Origin of the sequence: Myxococcus xanthus, assembly GCF_013116825.1 — a bacterium.
In the GTDB taxonomy this organism is placed as follows: Bacteria; Myxococcota; Myxococcia; order Myxococcales; family Myxococcaceae; genus Myxococcus; species Myxococcus xanthus_B.
Genome location: NZ_JABFNS010000126.1, coordinates 1 through 16496, shown reverse-complemented (window position 1 = coordinate 16496; position 16496 = coordinate 1). Strand labels below are relative to the sequence as shown.

General features: G+C 68.5%; 16 protein-coding genes. 9 read left to right on the top strand and 7 right to left on the bottom strand.

From position 1 onward, the window contains the following. Positions 1 to 9: 9 nt before the first annotated feature. The 5 genes from HNV26_RS29165 to HNV26_RS29145 form a co-directional block, all read right to left on the bottom strand. Positions 10 to 369 (bottom strand): cupin domain-containing protein, encoded by a 360-nt coding sequence (locus HNV26_RS29165; protein ID WP_253817174.1) that lies wholly within the window; start codon positions 367 to 369, stop codon positions 10 to 12. After that, entirely contained in the window at positions 366 to 1178 is an 813-nt protein-coding gene (locus tag HNV26_RS29160) for a succinate dehydrogenase/fumarate reductase iron-sulfur subunit (protein WP_171444103.1), read from the bottom strand. The genes HNV26_RS29165 and HNV26_RS29160 overlap by 4 nt, the downstream gene beginning before the upstream one ends. A 78-nt stretch (positions 1179 to 1256) precedes the next feature. Beyond that, the gene (locus HNV26_RS29155) at positions 1257 to 1400 is read right to left on the bottom strand and encodes a carboxymuconolactone decarboxylase family protein (protein WP_253817173.1); all 144 of its coding nucleotides are present in this window, start codon (positions 1398 to 1400) and stop codon (positions 1257 to 1259) included. Positions 1401 to 1500: 100 nt separating this feature from the next. Beyond that, positions 1501 to 3414: a fumarate reductase/succinate dehydrogenase flavoprotein subunit gene (locus tag HNV26_RS29150; protein ID WP_171444102.1), complete on the bottom strand. Its 1914-nt coding sequence runs from the start codon at positions 3412 to 3414 to the stop codon at positions 1501 to 1503. Positions 3415 to 3416: 2 nt separating this feature from the next. Next, positions 3417 to 4118, bottom strand: a complete 702-nt coding sequence (locus HNV26_RS29145) for a succinate dehydrogenase cytochrome b subunit (protein ID WP_171444101.1) — start codon at positions 4116 to 4118, stop codon at positions 3417 to 3419. Positions 4119 to 4673: 555 nt separating this feature from the next. Between HNV26_RS29145 and HNV26_RS29140 the strand changes: the two genes are divergently transcribed. Next, positions 4674 to 5417, top strand: a complete 744-nt coding sequence (locus HNV26_RS29140; protein WP_253817172.1) for a hypothetical protein — start codon at positions 4674 to 4676, stop codon at positions 5415 to 5417. A 120-nt stretch (positions 5418 to 5537) separates the two neighbouring features. Here the strand turns inward: HNV26_RS29140 and hflX are convergent, their stop codons facing one another. Continuing rightward, complete coding sequence (gene hflX / locus HNV26_RS29135) at positions 5538 to 6968, bottom strand: GTPase HflX (RefSeq protein ID WP_171444099.1); 1431 nt, start codon at positions 6966 to 6968, stop codon at positions 5538 to 5540. A gap of 168 nt (positions 6969 to 7136) precedes the next feature. On the opposite strand from hflX, the gene HNV26_RS29130 reads away from it, so the two are divergent. From HNV26_RS29130 to HNV26_RS29105, 6 genes are all read left to right on the top strand, one after another. After that, a complete protein-coding gene (locus HNV26_RS29130; RefSeq protein ID WP_171444098.1) occupies positions 7137 to 8408 on the top strand; it encodes a DEAD/DEAH box helicase in 1272 nt (423 codons plus the stop codon). A 51-nt stretch (positions 8409 to 8459) separates the two neighbouring features. Beyond that, positions 8460 to 9368 (top strand): CPBP family intramembrane glutamic endopeptidase, encoded by a 909-nt coding sequence (locus HNV26_RS29125; RefSeq protein WP_171444097.1) that lies wholly within the window; start codon positions 8460 to 8462, stop codon positions 9366 to 9368. Positions 9369 to 9408: 40 nt separating this feature from the next. Further along, positions 9409 to 10308, top strand: coding sequence for an RluA family pseudouridine synthase (locus HNV26_RS29120; RefSeq protein WP_171444096.1), 900 nt, complete (start codon positions 9409 to 9411; stop codon positions 10306 to 10308). A gap of 242 nt (positions 10309 to 10550) precedes the next feature. After that, positions 10551 to 11129, top strand: coding sequence for a hypothetical protein (locus HNV26_RS29115; RefSeq protein ID WP_253817169.1), 579 nt, complete (start codon positions 10551 to 10553; stop codon positions 11127 to 11129). A gap of 934 nt (positions 11130 to 12063) precedes the next feature. Continuing rightward, the gene (locus HNV26_RS29110) at positions 12064 to 13929 is read left to right on the top strand and encodes a hypothetical protein (protein WP_366817049.1); all 1866 of its coding nucleotides are present in this window, start codon (positions 12064 to 12066) and stop codon (positions 13927 to 13929) included. A gap of 311 nt (positions 13930 to 14240) precedes the next feature. Further along, positions 14241 to 14891, top strand: coding sequence for a LysM peptidoglycan-binding domain-containing protein (locus HNV26_RS29105; RefSeq protein WP_171444095.1), 651 nt, complete (start codon positions 14241 to 14243; stop codon positions 14889 to 14891). A 289-nt stretch (positions 14892 to 15180) separates the two neighbouring features. Here the strand turns inward: HNV26_RS29105 and HNV26_RS39075 are convergent, their stop codons facing one another. Next, positions 15181 to 15306: a hypothetical protein gene (locus tag HNV26_RS39075; RefSeq protein WP_301338529.1), complete on the bottom strand. Its 126-nt coding sequence runs from the start codon at positions 15304 to 15306 to the stop codon at positions 15181 to 15183. Between the two features lie 116 nt (positions 15307 to 15422). On the opposite strand from HNV26_RS39075, the gene HNV26_RS29100 reads away from it, so the two are divergent. Both HNV26_RS29100 and HNV26_RS29095 read left to right on the top strand, forming a co-directional pair. Then, positions 15423 to 16034 carry a hypothetical protein gene (locus HNV26_RS29100; protein WP_253817167.1) on the top strand — a complete coding sequence of 204 codons (612 nt, stop codon included), beginning with the start codon at positions 15423 to 15425 and terminating at the stop codon, positions 16032 to 16034. Positions 16035 to 16178: 144 nt separating this feature from the next. Beyond that, entirely contained in the window at positions 16179 to 16328 is a 150-nt protein-coding gene (locus tag HNV26_RS29095) for a hypothetical protein (protein WP_171444094.1), read from the top strand. Positions 16329 to 16496 lie beyond the last annotated feature (168 nt).

Here is a 16496-nt window from a genome sequence, read left to right as displayed (position 1 = left end):
ACCCCTCTCTCATGGGCTCTTCCATCCGAGCGTGAGCAGGAACGCGCTCTCCTCGATCGCCTCCACGTCATGGCGCAGGCCTTTCTCGAGGACAAGCAACCGCCCGAACGGCAGCTCCACGGTCTTGTCGGGCAGGCCCAGCCGCACGTGCCCGGAGAGCGCGTGGACCGACACGGTTTCGCTGGCGCGATGCTCCGCCATCCGTGCGCCGGCCTTCATCGCGATGAGGATGATGCGCAGGCCGGGCTCGCGCACCAGAGTCCGCGCCGTATGGCCCTCCCGCAGGTAGGCGTCTTCTCGCCGCATTTCACGCTCGACCGCCGCCAGGTCGAACGTGGCCCCGCCCCCAAGATGTGTCGGTTGGGTCATGCCGTTCCTCCTCTTTCTGGGTCTTGGCTCTGGGCGTCCGCCTCAGGCTCGCGCCACACTTCGCGTTGGGATGCGATCGATGCCCGGAGCCATTCATGGTTCATGAGCGCGATGGCATCGATGCTGATCGACTTCGGGCAGGCCGCCTGGCACTCGCCGTGCCAGGTGCAGTTGCCAAAGCCCTCCTCATCCATGCGCGCGACCATGGAGAGCACCCGCCGCTCCCGCTCCGGCCGCCCCTGAGGCAGGAGCGCCAGGTGAGAGACCTTCGCGCCGGTGAAGAGCGCGGCCGACGCGTTCGGGCAGGCGGCGACGCAAGCCCCACAGCCAATGCAAGCCGCGGCGTCCATCGCCCCGTCGGCGTTCTGTTTCGAAACGGCCCGCGTGCTCGCCTCGGGCGCGGCCCCCGTTGGCACCGAGATGAACCCGCCGGCGCCGATGATGCGGTCGAGCGCGCTACGGTCGACGATGAGATCCTTCAGCACAGGAAACGCCCGCGCGCGCCAGGGCTCGATCACGAGCAGCGCGCCGTCCGAAAAGCGACGCATGTGGAGCTGACACACCGCCGCGCCGCCGAGGGGCCCATGCGCCGCGCCATTGATCATCACGCCGCACGTCCCGCAGATGCCCTCGCGACAGTCGCTCTCGAACGCGACCGGGGTCTCGCCTTTGGCGGCGAGTTGCTCATTCAGGACATCGAGCATCTCGAGAAAGGACATGTCGGCGGTGATGCCAGAGACCTCGTAGCGGCGGAAGGCGCCCTGGGATTGCGGTCTCTCCTGTCTCCAGATCTGCAGAACGAAGCGCACGCTGTTCTCCTTCCCCCTGCACCTACGAGCGCCTCGGGATGGAGGTACTCGTCGCGCGGGTGTTCAGCAGATTGCCCATCACGTATGCGCCGCCGCGCGGGCCGGCGGTTGGTAGCTGCCGGGCGCGGAGCGGAACGGGATGGCGATCCGGTTCCAGCCGTTGATGGTGATGACCGCCATCGTGAGGCTGACGAGCTCTTCTTCGCTGAAGTGTTGGCGCACGCGGTCGTACAGTTCATCCGTGCCATCGTTCTGCGAGATGAACGGCAGAGCGTACGCAGGCGGCTGCGCCCCCAGGTCCGGGCCGCATGTCGGTTCGTGCTCATTTGTAGCTCCTGGTCTCGGCCGCGACCGACTCGAAGGAGAGTGGCTCCTTGTGGAGCGCGGGAGGTCGATCCTGGCCGCGGTATTCCCATACCGACACATGGCAGAAGTGCTCGTCATCTCGGCGCGCCTCACCTTCCGCCGTTTGAAACTCCTCGCGGAAGTGCGCTCCGCACGATTCGCGCCGCTCGAGCGCGTCGCGGCACATCAGCTCCGCGAGTTCGTAGTAATCGGCGAGCCGCCCGGCTCGCTCGAGCGAGTCGTTCAGCTCGATGCCGGTGTCCGGCAGCCGGAGATCTCGCTCGAACTCGCCCTGAAGCGCCTGGATGCGCTCGAGCGCGGAGGACAGCCCGCGCTCGCTGCGTGCCATGCCGCATTGTTCCCAGAGGAGGCTACCCAACGCGCGGAAGTGCTCCTCGACGGTTCGCGTGCCTCGCGAGGCGAGCAGGCGCTCGAGCTTGCGCTGCACGATGCGCTCGGCGTCTCGAAACGCGGGATGGTCAAGGTCGACCGCCCCTGGCCCGAAACGCGCCAGCTCGTCAGCGATGGTGTTCGGGACGATGAAGTAGCCATCGGCGAGCCCCTGCATGAGGGCGCTCGCGCCGAGACGGTTCGCCCCGTGGTCGGAGAAGTTCGCCTCGCCGAGCACGTAGAGGCCCGGCAGGGTGCTGCGCAGGTCGTAGTCCACCCAGAGCCCGCCCATGGTGTAGTGGACGGCGGGGTAGATCCGCATCGGCGCCCGGTATGGGTGCTCGCCCGTGATGCGCTCGTACATCTCGAGGACGTTCCCGTAGCGTTCGCGAATGGTACCGGCCCCGAGACGCGCAATGGCATCACCGAGGTCCAGATACACGCCGCGCCCGCCGGGCCCCACGCCCCTGCCCTGGTCACAGATTTCCTTGGCCGCGCGCGAGGCGATGTCACGCGGCGCGAGGTTGCCGTAGGTTGGGTACCGCCTCTCGAGGAAGTAGTCCCGTTCGCTCTCCGGGATATCGCGCGGTGTCCGCGGATCCCCCTTGAGCTTCGGCACCCAGACACGCCCGTCATTACGCAAGGACTCGCTCATCAGGGTGAGCTTCGACTGATGGGGCCCGCTGACCGGGATGCAGGTCGGATGGATCTGCGTGAAGCAAGGATTGGCGAAGGCGGCGCCCCTTCGGTACGCGCGCCAGATCGCGGTCGCGTTCGAGCCTCGCGCGTTGGTCGAGAGATGGTAGATATTGCCGTAGCCGCCAGTCGCGAGGAGCACGGCATCGCCGGCGAACGCCCCCAGCTCGCCCGTCCGGAGGTCCCGCGCGATGATTCCCCGCGCCCGTCCGTCGACCATGACGAGATCGAGCATTTCGGTCCTCGGATGCATGCGAACCTGGCCCGCGCTGATTTGCCGCTCGAGCGCCTGATAGGCGCCGAGGAGAAGTTGCTGCCCGGTCTGCCCACGCGCATAGAAGGTGCGCGAGACGAGCGCGCCCCCGAAAGAGCGGGTGGCGAGGAGCCCTCCATATTCGCGGGCGAAAGGGACGCCCTGGGCCACGCATTGGTCGATGATGCGGTTGCTCACCTGGGCAAGCCTGTAGACATTCGCCTCGCGGGAGCGGAAGTCGCCGCCTTTCAGCGTGTCGTAGAACAGCCTCCACACGCTGTCGCCGTCGTTGCGGTAGTTCTTCGCGGCATTGATGCCGCCCTGCGCGGCGATGCTGTGCGCGCGCCTCGGCGAATCGTGGAAGGAGAAGCAGTGCACACGGTAGCCAAGCTCGGCGAGCGTCGCCGCGGCCGAAGCCCCCGCCAGCCCGGAGCCAACCACGAGCAGTGTGTACTTGCGCCGGTTGCTCGGACCGACCAGGCGTCCTTCGCACAGTCGGCGCTCCCACTTTTGCTCGAGCGGCCCGCTCGGAATCCTCGCGCCGAGCTCCATGGCTAGCGCCCACCCCCGAGCCAGATCGTGAGCGGAATGCTGCTGAAGCCGCCCCAGAGCACCAGGGCGAGGATCCACGCAACCGGTCGCCGTTTCGGCCGAGGCGAGGGGCGCGACCTCCCGAGGCTCCGCAGCGAGGCCCATGCACCGTGCCAGACATGCATCCCGACGATGGCCAGCGCGCCGAGATAGATGGCGACCACCCAGGGGACGCGGAAGCCCTCCACGACGTTGTGGTAGACGTCATGCTTCTCGAACGGCACCGGCGCGATGGTCCCAGTGGTCAGGTGGAGAATGTGGAAGACGATGAACCCCGCGAGCACGACGCCCGTGAGGCGCATCGTCCGAGCGGGCACGGTCGTTGAGCGTGGCCTGAGTCGGCGGTAGGCCACCGGGCGCGCGAAGCGGTCACGATTCCAGAGCAGCGCCGCCGCGCCGATGTGGATGACGGCGGAGGCAAAGAGCACCGCGCGAGCGGCCCACAGGAGCGGGGGCTCCCGAACGAGAAACGCGGAGTATTCGTTGAGGGCATCCCGCCCTCGGAAAACGAGGAGATTGCCGAGCAGGTGGAAGACGAGGAACACGACCAGCACGATGCCAGTCGCTGCCATGAGCACCTTCAGCCCGACCGTGGACCGCCACGGATGCCGGCGTAGCGAGGCGTCATGCGGACGGTCTTCCTTGAACTCACCGATGGACTGCATGCGCTCCCCTTCACAAGGCTCGGCGGCCCGTGTCGCGCGGGCGGCTCCAGCGCGTGGCGAACATCAATCATCCAGCACCTTCCGCAGGCGTTGGTCCGCGCCCCTGGCAAAGAGGCGAGTTGGGCACGCAGACCACTCACCGCAAGCCCAGCGCCCCGTATGTCCCGCGAGTGCACAACGCCCATGTCGAGTCTGCGACGCAGGTGTGGCGAAGCCCCTCATCGAGCGCGATTTGAACGTCATAGAAGAGGCCGCGCGAGCGCTGCGAGCGCAGTCCCTGGTGCTCCAGAATCGCTCGCCCCCTCCCGCCTCATTCACGTTCGCCAGCCCCCTCAAACCTGCCTCCACACCTCACGCAGGCCAAGAGGTCGAAGTCGAAGGTCCTCCGCAGCAGTCCCAGATTTCGAGAAACGCCCGCGACAGGCCCGTCTCCGGGACTTCCGGGGGCGGGCCTTTTCATGTCAGGATTGAATGAGCAACCGGTGCACGCGTCGATGCGCCACTCCGCCGGACTTCACCAGCGCGGACCCATTCCTCTTCCTAGGAGCAAACCTCATGAAGCGGCTCATCCAGGGGCTGTCCCTGACGTCTCTGTGTCTCTCTCTGGCGGCTTGTGGTGCCAACAAGTTCTACACGCTGCCCGTCGACTCGCATGATGCCTCGACGACCAAGACGTCCATCGGCGTCTGCGCCCTGGAGAGCGGTCTCGAGTCGCAGTCCCTGGACAACACGGCCATCGCCGTCACGTACGATGCGACCTCCACGATGTACTACCGTTACGATGGGACGGACGCGTACACCTTCCAGGTCTCCGTGGACGACAAGCAGGTTCCTCCGGAGGAGCTGGAGGCGAAGCTCGCCACGGTGCGCAAGAAGGGCGAGGAGCTGTACCTCTGCGCCCAGGACCGCATCAACCCGCGCTTCGTCGCCGCCCCTACCCACGCGCCCGCGCAGACGAACGTCACCATCAACTTGAGCGCCCCGGGCGCGAACTCGCAGGACGCCCTGTCCGCTGGCGCGTCGGTGTCGACGAACACGAACACGGCCTCTGCCTCGACGACGTCCGCCTCCGCGTCGGTGGACCTGGGCGAGGGCACCTGCGCCCGCGCCGTAGACTGCTATGCGCGGCTGGCCAAGACGGTCTGCGAGGGCGCGCAGGACTGCAGCTTCAAGGTGGAGATGTCCGGCAACGACGAGGCGAGCTGCCGTGACGCGCTGCTCCGCGTCCCGGACCTGATTCAGCCGTTCAAGATGATTCGCCCCAACCTCTCCGCGCCGGCCGTCTGCCGCGCCGAGTAGTCCGCTGGAACAGCCCGCCTCCGGTGTCGTGCCGGAGCGCGGGCGTCAGCGGCCTCCGGTTTCCCGGCCGTGAGGCAGGCGGAGTGGACGACCTTCGCTGGGGTGGCCCCCGGGGAAGACCTACTCCTGAAACGTCTGGGTGAGCTTCGCGATGGCCCCTGGAAGGCCCCGCACGCGCAGCCGGCTGCCGCTCTCGTCATAGGCCTGGGACACCACCGTGGTGTGCTCGTACACCTCGCTGATGCGCCCCTGCCGGGAGTAGGGAATCACCAGGTCCGCCTCCACCATCGAGGCCTCGAAGAAGGCGATGATGGTCTTGCGCAGCATCGCCACGTCCTCCGGCAGGTGCGCGGAGAGCAGCAGGGCGTCCGGGTGCTTCGCGAGCAGCGCTTCCTTCGCAGCGGCGTCCAGCCGGTCCGCCTTGTTGAAGAGCAGCTTGCTCGGTACGGCGTCCGCACCGATATCCCGGAGCACCGTGCGGGTGACCTCCAGCTGCGCGGCCCACGTGGGGTCCGACGCATCCACCACATAGAGCAGCAGTGACGCTTCCAGGGCCTCGTCCAGCGTGGAGCGGAAGGACGCGACCAGGTCGTGCGGCAGCTTCTGGATGAAGCCCACCGTGTCGGAGACCAGGATGCGCGGACGGGTCTCCGGCTGCATCGCGCGCACCGTGGTGTCGAGCGTGGCGAAGAGCTGGTCCGCGACCAGCACCGTGCTGCCCGTCAGGGCACGCATCAGCGAGGACTTGCCCGCGTTCGTGTAGCCCACCAGCGCCACCCGCAGCAGGTCCCTTCGCGCGTAGCGGCGGTGGTCCTGGTCCTTCTGGATGGCCGCCAGTCCCTCGCGAAGCTCCGCCAGCCGGTCGCGAATCTTGCGGCGGTCCAGCTCCAGCGCCGAGTCACCCGCGCCACGCCCCTGCTGCCGCTCGCGGCCACCGGTGGATTCGCGCAGCCGGGGTGCCAGGTAGTTGAGCCGGGCGATCTCCACCTGCATCCGCGCTTCGTGGCTCTTCGCGTGCCGGTGGAAGATGTCGACAATCACGCCCGCGCGGTCCAGCACCAGCGCGCCCGTGGCCTTCTCCAGGTTGCGCAGCTGGCCGGGCGACAGCTCGTGGTCCACGACCACCACGGTGGGCCGAGGCCCCGCCGGGTCGTCTTCTTCCGAAGCCGGAGGCAGCAGCGCGTCCTCCGGCTCCACGTCGTCGGCCTCCTCTTCGACGGCCTCGCCCTCGAGGTCGGGCTCCGTGTTGGCGGCGGCCTCCCACTTCTCGCGGGCCTTCGACGTCCGGTCGCTCGCCCCGGACGCAATCACGCCCGAGCCACCGGTGAGGGCCGCCAGCTCCTTGAGCTTGCCCGTCCCCAGCACCGTGCCCGTGGCCAGCCGCGTCCGCTTCTGGGACACGGTCGCCACCGTGTCATACCCCAGCGTGTGCACCAGCCGGCGCAGCTCCGCGAAGTCCGCGGCGTGCTCTTCGTCCGAGACGCCCGGAAGCTGGACACCGACGAGGACGGCACGCGGACGCTCAGGTAGGGTGGATATCGCCATGCGCATGCTCGTAGCACGTCGGGGCGTCCCGCGACGGCTCGAGTCCACGCCTCCCGCCCCCCACCGGGTCCGGGCGGCACCTTGCCTGGATGGGGAGGGGGCAGGAATGCCGGGGGTGGACCTCCCGGGTAGAGTAGGCTTCCGCGTCCTCGCGTCACCCAAGGCTTCCTTCCCATGACCTTCGCTTCACTCGGCCTGTCGGACGCGCTCACCCGCGCCGTGGCCGGACTCGGATACGACGACCCCTCGCCGGTGCAGCGCGCGACCATCCCTGTGGTCCTGCGAGGTGGCGACGTCTGGGCTTCGGCGAAGACGGGCACAGGGAAGACCGCCGCGTTCCTGCTTCCCATCCTGGAAGCCCTGCGGGCGCGTGCCGGAGGGTCGAGCCGGCCGGTGCGGGCCTTCATCCTGGTGCCCACGCGGGAGCTCGCCGCGCAGATCGTCGATTCCATCCAACGGTACGGCCAACACCTGACGAAGCCGCTGAAGACCTGCCTCGCGGTGGGTGGCGTCTCCGCCAACCCGCAGATGCTGGCGCTGCGGGGTGGCGCGGACATCGTCGTGGCCACGCCCGGCCGCGCCCTGGACCTGGTGCAGCAGAACGCACTCCGGCTGGACGAGGTGGAGACGCTGGTGCTCGACGAGGCCGACCGGCTGTTCTCGTTGGGCTTCGCCGATGAGCTCAACAGCCTGCTGGCGCTGCTGCCCGCGCGCCGCCAGAACCTGTTGTTCTCCGCAACCTTCCCGCCCGCGGTGCGGAAGTTCGCGGAGCAGTTGCTGCACGAGCCCACGCGCATCGACGTCGATGACGGGGAGCTGCCCTCGACGGAGTTCATCCTCCAGCGGGCCCTCCAGGTGGATGTGCCCCGGCGCACGATGCTGCTGCGGCACCTGATGGAGACACATGCCTGGAGCCATGTGCTCACGTTCGTGGCCAGTCGCTACACGGCGGACCATGTCGCGCTGAAGCTGAACCGCGCCGGCATCGCCGCGACGTCATTGCATGGAGAACTCAGCCAGGGCGCGCGCACGCAGGCGCTCGCGGACTTCAAGGCGAAGCGCGTGCGCGTGCTCGTGGCCACGGACGTCGCCGCTCGCGGCCTGGACATCGCGCAGCTGCCGGCGGTCGTGAACTACGACCTGCCCCGCTCGACCGCGGACTACGTGCATCGCATCGGCCGCACGGGGCGCGCGGGCGACAAGGGCGTGGCGATCAGCTTCGTCAGCGCGGGCACCGAAGCCCACTTCCGACTCATCGAGAAACGCCACCAGCTCGACCTCCCGCGCGAGCAGGTGCCGGGCTTCGAGCCGACGGAAGAGGGCTCGACGAGCACGCCGCCCCTGGATCCGAACGGCGGCGTGAAGGGTCGGCGCAAGAGCAAGAAGGACAAGCTGCGCGAAGCCGCCGCTGCCGCCGCCACGCTCCCTCCGAAACACAGGCCGTGACCGGAATCCCGCGAGGCCCCTGCCCGGGGCCCTGGACCGGAGGAACACCCCGTGCGCCGTGATGTCGCCGTGCTGCTGGAGAACGCCCCGCCGCGGCGCCGGGCCCTGTCAGAAGCGGCGTTCGTATTCCTCGCCGTCCTCGGGCCCTCGTCGGCGGGCCCCGCGGGTCGGGTCGTCCTGGCCGTGCTCGTGGTCGTGCTGCTCGCCTGGGGACTGGCCCTGCTGCGCCCCTGGGAGGCCACGCGCGCGGGCGCCTGGCTGGGCGTCCTGGGGCTCCTGGTGGCGCTGAGCGGCACGGGCGCGGGCGCCTGGGTCGCCACCGCGGCGGAGCAGGAGAAGGGCTTCTCCCTGTCCATGGCGCCCCTCTGCATCCGCGCCCTGGGGATGCTCCTGCTGGTGGCGGTGCTGATGTGGCGCGACGGACAGGGGCCCGCGCAGGTGGGGCTGGCGCGCGAGGGCTGGGCGAAGGAGCTGCTGCTCGGCGTGCCGGTGCTCGTCGCCACCTACGCGGTGCACATCGCCGCGTCGGTGCCCATGGCGGCCATCGCCGTGGCGTTGAAGCTGGCCGACAAGGAGATGCTGGCGCGCAAGAGCCTGGCCACCGCGCTCATGGACACCGGCCTGGGCGTGCCTGCCTTCGCGGCCATCATGGTGCTGGTGACAGGCTTCGAGGAGTTCGTCTTCCGGGGCTTCCTCGTTCCCCGCCTGCGCGTGGTGCTGGGCCGCTGGGTGCCCGCGGTGCTGGTCGCGGCCGTGCTGTTCTCCGTGGGCCACTTCTACGAAGGCACGCTCGCCGTCTTCCAGACCTTCGTGATGGGGGCCTGGCTCGGGTTCGTCTTCTGGTTCCGGGGACGCCTGCTGCCCCTGGTTGTCGCGCACGCGGCCTTCAACACCATCAGCTTCGCGCTGGTGATGTGGCTGTCGAAGTCAGGCTTCCTGGACAAGCCGCCGCCGCTTTGACTGCCTCCCACCGCGAGCCCACGCGGTGTAAGGTACGCGAGTGCTGCTCAACGACGGCTATGTGTATCGCGAGAAGCTCGGGCGCCGACCGGGCAGCAGCGCGCTCGCCCATCTGACGGACAAGTATCGTCACTCCTCGGAGGAGGAGTGGCGGGCACGCTTCGCTCGGGGTGAGGTGCGACTCGACGACGTCACCGCCGACGGCTCGGAGCCGCTGAGGCCGGGACAGTGGCTGTGCTGGCACCGCCCGCCGTGGGAGGAGGCCGACACTCCTCAGTCCTTCGAGCTCGTATACGAGGACGCGGAGTTGGTCGTCGTGGTGAAGCCGAGCGGATTGCCGACCCTGCCCTCGGGAGGCTTCCTGAAGAACACCCTGCTCTCCTTCGTCCAGGTACGATGGCCGGAGGCGGCTCCGATGCATCGGCTGGGACGCGCGACGTCGGGCCTCGTGCTCTTCACCCGCACCCGCGACGCAGCCGCGCGCCTGGCGAGCGATTGGCGCGAGGGCCGCGTGCACAAGCGCTACCGCGCACTCTCCCAGGGAATCGCTACACAGGAGACCTACGACATCCGCGCGCCCATCGGGTTGGTGCCTCATCCGCGGCTGGGCGAAGTCCATGGTGCCAGTGCGCGGGGAAAACCCTCACACAGCACGGCCCGGGTGCTGGAGCGGCGCACCGAGCACACCCTCTTCGAGGTGGACATCCACACAGGGCGCTCCGAGCAGATCCGCATCCACCTCGCCTTCATTGGCCACCCGCTCGTGGGGGACCCGCTCTTCGGCGTGGGCGGCCTGCCGCTGGCGGAGAACCCCGGCCTGCCCGGAGACGGCGGCTATCTGCTGCACGCGGCGTCGCTCACCTTCCTGCATCCGCGCTCGGGCGAGCACGTTCAGCTTCAGGCGCCTCCTCCGCTCGAGCTCCGCGTCCAGGACACGTGACGGTAGCGTCCGGACTCGTCCCTCTCTCCACTCGCACGGACAGTGGGGAGGAAGCAGGCCATGGCCGAGAAGAGCAACGACGTGGTTGGGCATTTGACGTGAAGCACTTCCACAAGCCCACCGATGCCGAAGCCATGACTGCCTTCACCACGACACCTACCGCCCCCACCTCCTCACCCTCGTCATTTCATAGGCCCCTCATGCGGGCCCCCTGCATCCCCCGGTGAGGGAGGCGTCTATCCATGGCAAGCTCCTCCGCGAGTCCTCCGAGAGCCCACCATGGCAAACGCATCCTCTCGCCCATCCCTGAAGCGCTTCCGGGATGCCGCCAACTTGCTGGCGTCACTCGCACCGGCGTGCTGTTCGTGATGGCGCTGCTGGTGGTGTCTCAGCAGACGCGCTTCTCCTGGCTCGCCGAGCCCCGCCACTACCTCTGGGAGTTCTGGGTGGTGGGGCTGGCCGGAACGACGGCGACAGCGGCTGGCGTGGCGGACTGGCGCTACCACCGCGTGGCCCGGCTCCGAGTCGGGCCAAGGGAGCACCAGGCGGAGCTCCTGGCGCTGGCTGGCGGCGGACTCCCGCTGTTCCTCTTGATGTGCGCCGCGTCGGTGGCGCACAGGCCCCAGGTGTATCTGCGCCCCGTGCTCGTCGTCCTCATCGGGACGGTGGCCCTCATCTGCTACGACGAGTTCGTCTTTCACCGTCGGCGGTGCGACCGGTGGGAGGCCCTGCTTCACCGGACGCTGCTCGCCGGCCATGCGGCGGCCTTCCTCGCGTGGGCGCATTTCTGCTTCGTCCGTGCGAATCCTCATGGCGGATAGCCCATCCTCGTCATGGCAGCGAGGCACCGAGTTGCTGAAGCGCGCGGCCCCTCCCGGAGTGCTGGAACCACGGACTCGCCCTCGCGATGGACGCGGTGCGCATCAACACGGTGTCCCCGGAAGTCCGGCGAGGCGTCTCCCTCTGGCACAAGCAGCGACGCCTCGGCATGGGCGCGGTCATCGCCGTAGGCAATGTCTTCCTGCACCTGTCGCGCAGCCGCATCCGGATGCGTCCTTCAGCCTCCCGCTGGCGAGATGGGGAGTTGGCCTCCTTCGCGCTCCTGCACCCGGGCCGCCTTGCCGAGCCTTGTGGCGGACGCGCGGTTGTCCTGGAGGACCTTCCAGGAGAGCGCCTCGACCGGCTGCTCCAGCGAGGCAGACTCACGCCGAACTTCATGGAGGCCGCCGCGAGGGAATTGCACCGGGCCCACGGCCTGACGCTACCCGGCGCCTCCCGGGCATGGTCCCATGGGGACGTCCACCTGAAGAACCTCCTCTATCTGGCTGGAGTACCTGCGAGCAGCGGTCGAGCCCCAACGCCTCAGTTATCGCTGAAGCGGATGCCAGGGCGGCGGCACGGAGCGCCCCCTGATTCCCGAGGTGCTCGCGTCCCTCAGCCCGGACGGGGTGCACAAGGGGCCGGGGGCGTGCGCGCGGCTCCGTGCTTCGCCGCTGGCTTCGTGGACTGGTGCGGAGGCGAGGGGCATCCAGCCCGTGGCGTCCTGGATGGACGATGACAGTTGCCCTCGGGTAGACGCTGTCGCCGGAGTTCACATCAGGAGCGTGCGTGCGAATCCAGGGGTTGCGGGGGCTGGCGGCTCGAATCGATGCCGCTGGGGCCTCTCGGAAGAGGTGGTCTGCCGGGCGATTGGAAGGACAATCCCTCCCCGTAGGAGAGCTCCTCCAGGAACTGCAGCGGCGTCCCTTATTCGACGTGTCGACCCTCATCTGCCCTATCGAGCTGAGCTGCGCCGTGCCGGAGGCGGACGCTCCGGCGCAGCGCGCGATGCTCGAGGCGCTGCTCGATTGGACCCTGCGGCTCGGGGGGCGTGGAGAGCTGGCGGAGTTCACCCTCGACGGCGAAGTGCAGTGCTTCCTCTGGGAGGGAAAGAAGCGCGCGCTCCCGGTGGCTCACTCCGACCGCCGCGTGAAGACCGACTTCGTCATGCTGCAGAAGCACTGCCGGGAAGCGGCGCTGAAGTACGTGCCACGCAAGGCCACCGTGTTGCGCTGCGCGTGTGGCACGGCCACCGCTCCGACCGCCGTGGCCTGCTCGAGCTGCCAGCGGGACTTCACCGCGCCGATTGGCGTCGAGTCACGTCCCGAAGACGATGAGTCCCTGAGGCTGCTGCGTACCCGGCTGGTGAAGCTGAACATTCCGCTTCCCAAGGACGACGTCTTCTTCGCCAACGTGTTCCGGCCGCGCAACGCGTTCGAGGCGCTGACGTACGAGGAGCTGCTGCCCAGGTTCGAGTTCGAGACGACGGACCCTCGCGAGCTGCGCCGCCGCATCGATCTGCTCACGGAGGTGGAGACCTGGCCGAAGCGCTACTCGCCGCCGGGGCTGCTGGATGAGTCGAGCTTCACCTCGTGGTGCGCGTCCCTGCGGATGCTGACGAAACCCTCGGCGCGCAAGTCCCTGGAGCGGATGGCTCGGGAGCAAGGGCATCGGTTCAAGGAGATAGCGGCCGTGGCTCCCTGGGCTCCCGGGTGGCTCGCGGCGAAGGATGTCAGCGGGAGCTCTGTTCCAGGTTCGTACAGGTTCGAGCAGGTCAAGCAGGCCCTGGATTTCCTCCGGCGTCTCGCAGGGGCGAAGGTAGCGCTGTCCGCCGAGCTCCTGGAGGTGCTCCAGCACGTCGCGCCAGACCTGGTCACCGCGAAGGAGCAGAAGCTGCACGAGAAGGAGCTGGACCGCCGCGCCCTGAGCGACGGCACGGGCTTCGGGGACTACCTGAAGCGGCGGAGCGCGAAGGCGAAGTCGCAAGCCCACGCGCTCGCGGCGGTGCTCGATGAGGCGGGGAGTCCGGACGCGAAGGGCTCCGCGCCGAGCGCACGCGTGAACCTGGCGCGCGCCGTTGTCGAGTGGCTGGTGGAGGGGCGCCGGCCCGAGTTGGAGGACGTCGAGGGCGACTGGCTGGTGGCGCAGCTCGAGTCGCTGAAGCGCGCGAAGCGCTTGCCGAAGGCCATCCTCGAGAGCGCGGAGCGGGCCCGCCTCCACCCCGCGCCCTTCGGGCTCCCGGGCGCGCGATGCTGGGACATCCAGCCGGGTCGACTCTCCGCCGCGGACCTGAAGGCCCGGGCCCCCTGCCCCGAGTGCAACCGACGGGTGAAGCCGAGCCGCGTACTCCACATCCCCCCGCTCGGCGCTGGCATGGAGGCGCGCACCGTGCGTCTCTACGAGTGCGAGCCCTGTGACAGGTCCCTGTTGTTCGCCCGCGCGGTGAAGCCAGCCCGCGCCCCGAAGACGCCCGCACGCGTCTTCGTCGAGTACCGGGACGCCGCCGCGCTGAAGAAGCCATTTCCCAAAGGCTTCGTGCCGTGGCGGTACGAGCGCTTCCTCGCGCGTCAACACGAGGGGCATCCGCTCGCGCTTCAAATCGGCGGGCTGCCACTGCTCCCGGAGGAGCATGCTCCTGCCCTGGACATGGACCTGCGTTGTGGCCATCCCTTCGTCCGCGTGCGCATCCACACGCGTGCGTTGGACCTTCAGCCGGGATTCGGGGGCGGTGCCGTCGTGGGCGGGGTGTGCCTGACGCCCGGATGCAAGAAGCCGGATGTCCGGAACGTGCGCGACGACTGAATTCTCGCGGGCTCGGAGCGCTGCTGGTGCACGGCGAGCCAGTGCGCGAGCGCGGTTGGCGCCTGTCCCGTCAGCGCGGATCACTCGAGGCTCGCAGCGCCTCGGGGAGCGGCAAGAAGCCGCGGTTGCGCGCAGCCTTCAGTCGCTGCGCTCCCAGACGGGATGTCGCGGCACGCCCTGGGTGCGTCCGCACATGGAGGGGCGTGAGTGTCGCCATGCGTGAAGTCTGGAGGCTCCCCAAACAATCCAAGAATCTTGGAAGGGTGAAGCAACTCCGCCGGGGAAGCCGCGAAAATGAGGCAGGAGCTTCCATGTCCAACTACCGCATCCGTCCCAACGATACCCTCTCCGGCCTGGCGGCCCGTTTCGGCACCACGGTGGAGAAGCTGGCCCGTGACAACAACATCACGAACCCCGACCTCATCTACGCGGGGAACACGCTGCGCATCGGGCACTCCGGTCGTGACAGCTTCGACGCCGGTGGCGGCCGTCAGGGCGTTCGCGGTGGAGGCCCCTCGGGTGACGTGGGTGGTGGAGCGGACGTGGGCGGCCCGACGGGCGCGGGGCCCAGCAACGCGTCTGCCGCGATGCGTCGGCTGGCGGATGCGGCCCGCTCGGCGGCCATGGGCATGGGCGGCTACAACAGCCAGGGCCTGTGCGCCACGGGCGTCAGCCGGGCCATCCGCAACGCCCTGGGCATTGGTGTGTCGGGCAACGGCAACCAGATTGACAACAACCTGCCGCGCGACAAGTTCAAGCAGGTCAACATGTCGCTGGAGGAGGCGCTGAAGATTCCGGGCCTCGTCCTCACCTGGGAGAGCACCTCCACGCGCCTGGGCAGCATCTACGGCCACACGGCCGTCACCCTGGGTGATGGTCACTCATCCGCGAGCGACTTCATCGAGCGCAACACGACCAACAGCGGGCGCACGGGCTTCAAGGTCTTCATGCCCGTCGTGTAGGACCTGCTGCGCAGATGGCCTCCCTGGAAGCCCCTGGCCCTGTAGAGGGTCGGGGGCTTCGTCGTTTCCCGCGGAGGGAAACGCGGGACGCGCGCTGCGTCCCATGCAAAGAGGCAGGGCTTGAAGCTCGCCTCGTCTTGGAGCCCATCGCTGAACCGGACCGCAGTGCCAGGGGTTCGCGCGCCCCACCACCTCATTCGAGGGGGAGGGTGTCAGGCTACACCAGGCCAGACCGAGGACGGCACCGCGCTTCATGCCCCGGCGGTGAGCTGTGAATGCGGGCGAGTCCTCAAACACCCTCCATCCAGAGGGCCTCCGCGCTTGATGCGAGGCATCGGATTCCCGCGCACGCGTCGTTGGACACCGCCTTCGAGGTGATGCACACGCGGCCCAGGCGCAGCTCGATGCGTGGCATCTCTCCACCGCTGGGTCATCGAGGAACCAGCGGATGCATACAGATTGCCCACGAAGAGAATGGCTTTGCTGTTACCCTTCCCTCGCCTCCCCCGCAAGCAAAGGAGTCATTGCACGATGCGATTCTTCAAAAAGACTGTCTATCTTTGTGCCGCCGTTCTCTTCCCTGCCTGCGGCGGAGAGGAGTGGATGACCGGGCAGGACGACGCGCTGGCGCAGCAGGAGTCAGCGGTGTCATCCGTGTCGCTTGACGGATGCATCTACAGCATCTCCGCGTATCCGCAGCCGAATGTGACGCCGACTGTCTATGACGTCAAGCTCTTCCGCCAGCCCATCCCGACGTGTGTGTATGGTTATGGCAGCGTGACCCTGGGCACGTCCGTCGTCTATGAGCCGACGCGGTCCGTGGCGGGGAACGCGCTGGGAATCGCCGCGAGCTATACCAAGAAGTCGAGCCTCAGCGGCAGCGCGCCCATCACCCTCAGCGTGCACCACGTGGACCCGGCCACACTGACCGTCATCCGGAGCAGCGGCTTGGGCGTCTTCATGGGGATGGGCAACATCGTGTCGGAGAACGTGGCGATCGCCGCGGACGGCACCACGGTGACCGTCTCGGGCTCGAAGACCGGCGTCATCTCGGGAGAGAGCGGCAGCGGGAGCCACTACACAGCGAGTTATCCGGACTTCTTCACCAGCACCACGCCGCCGACGATCATGGCGTTCCCGTGAGGCCTCGCCTCGCACCTCGGGTCACATGAGGTTTGGGGCGGGAGCCACCTCGTTCGAGGACTCCCGCCTCGAGGCCCGGTCTGCTCCAGACATGGGCAGCGTGCGAGGCTCCGGTGCATCACCGCGCGATTCATGATCGGGCGTTTGGCGAAGTCATCGTACGCCTGTCGGATGCGCGTCCAGCCGGAGTTCGCGTCCTTCACTGCATGGACGCGCCTGTCCACGGTCACCAGCACGATGCACGAGCGTGAAGAGGCGACCTTCGCGGGCGAAGCCCCCTTCACGTCCCTGTAGCGAACGCAGGCGCGCTGGAGTGCCGCCCTCGCGTCTTCCCCGCCTGCTTGGACTCGGCAGGCCCCCATTGCGTGCAGGTCCATCCTGGGGGCGAGGGTTGACGTCCGGCAACGAATACCCACCGAGCCGGGTGAGCGCAAGCTCCGCTTCCCGCCCGCCCCCGGAGAC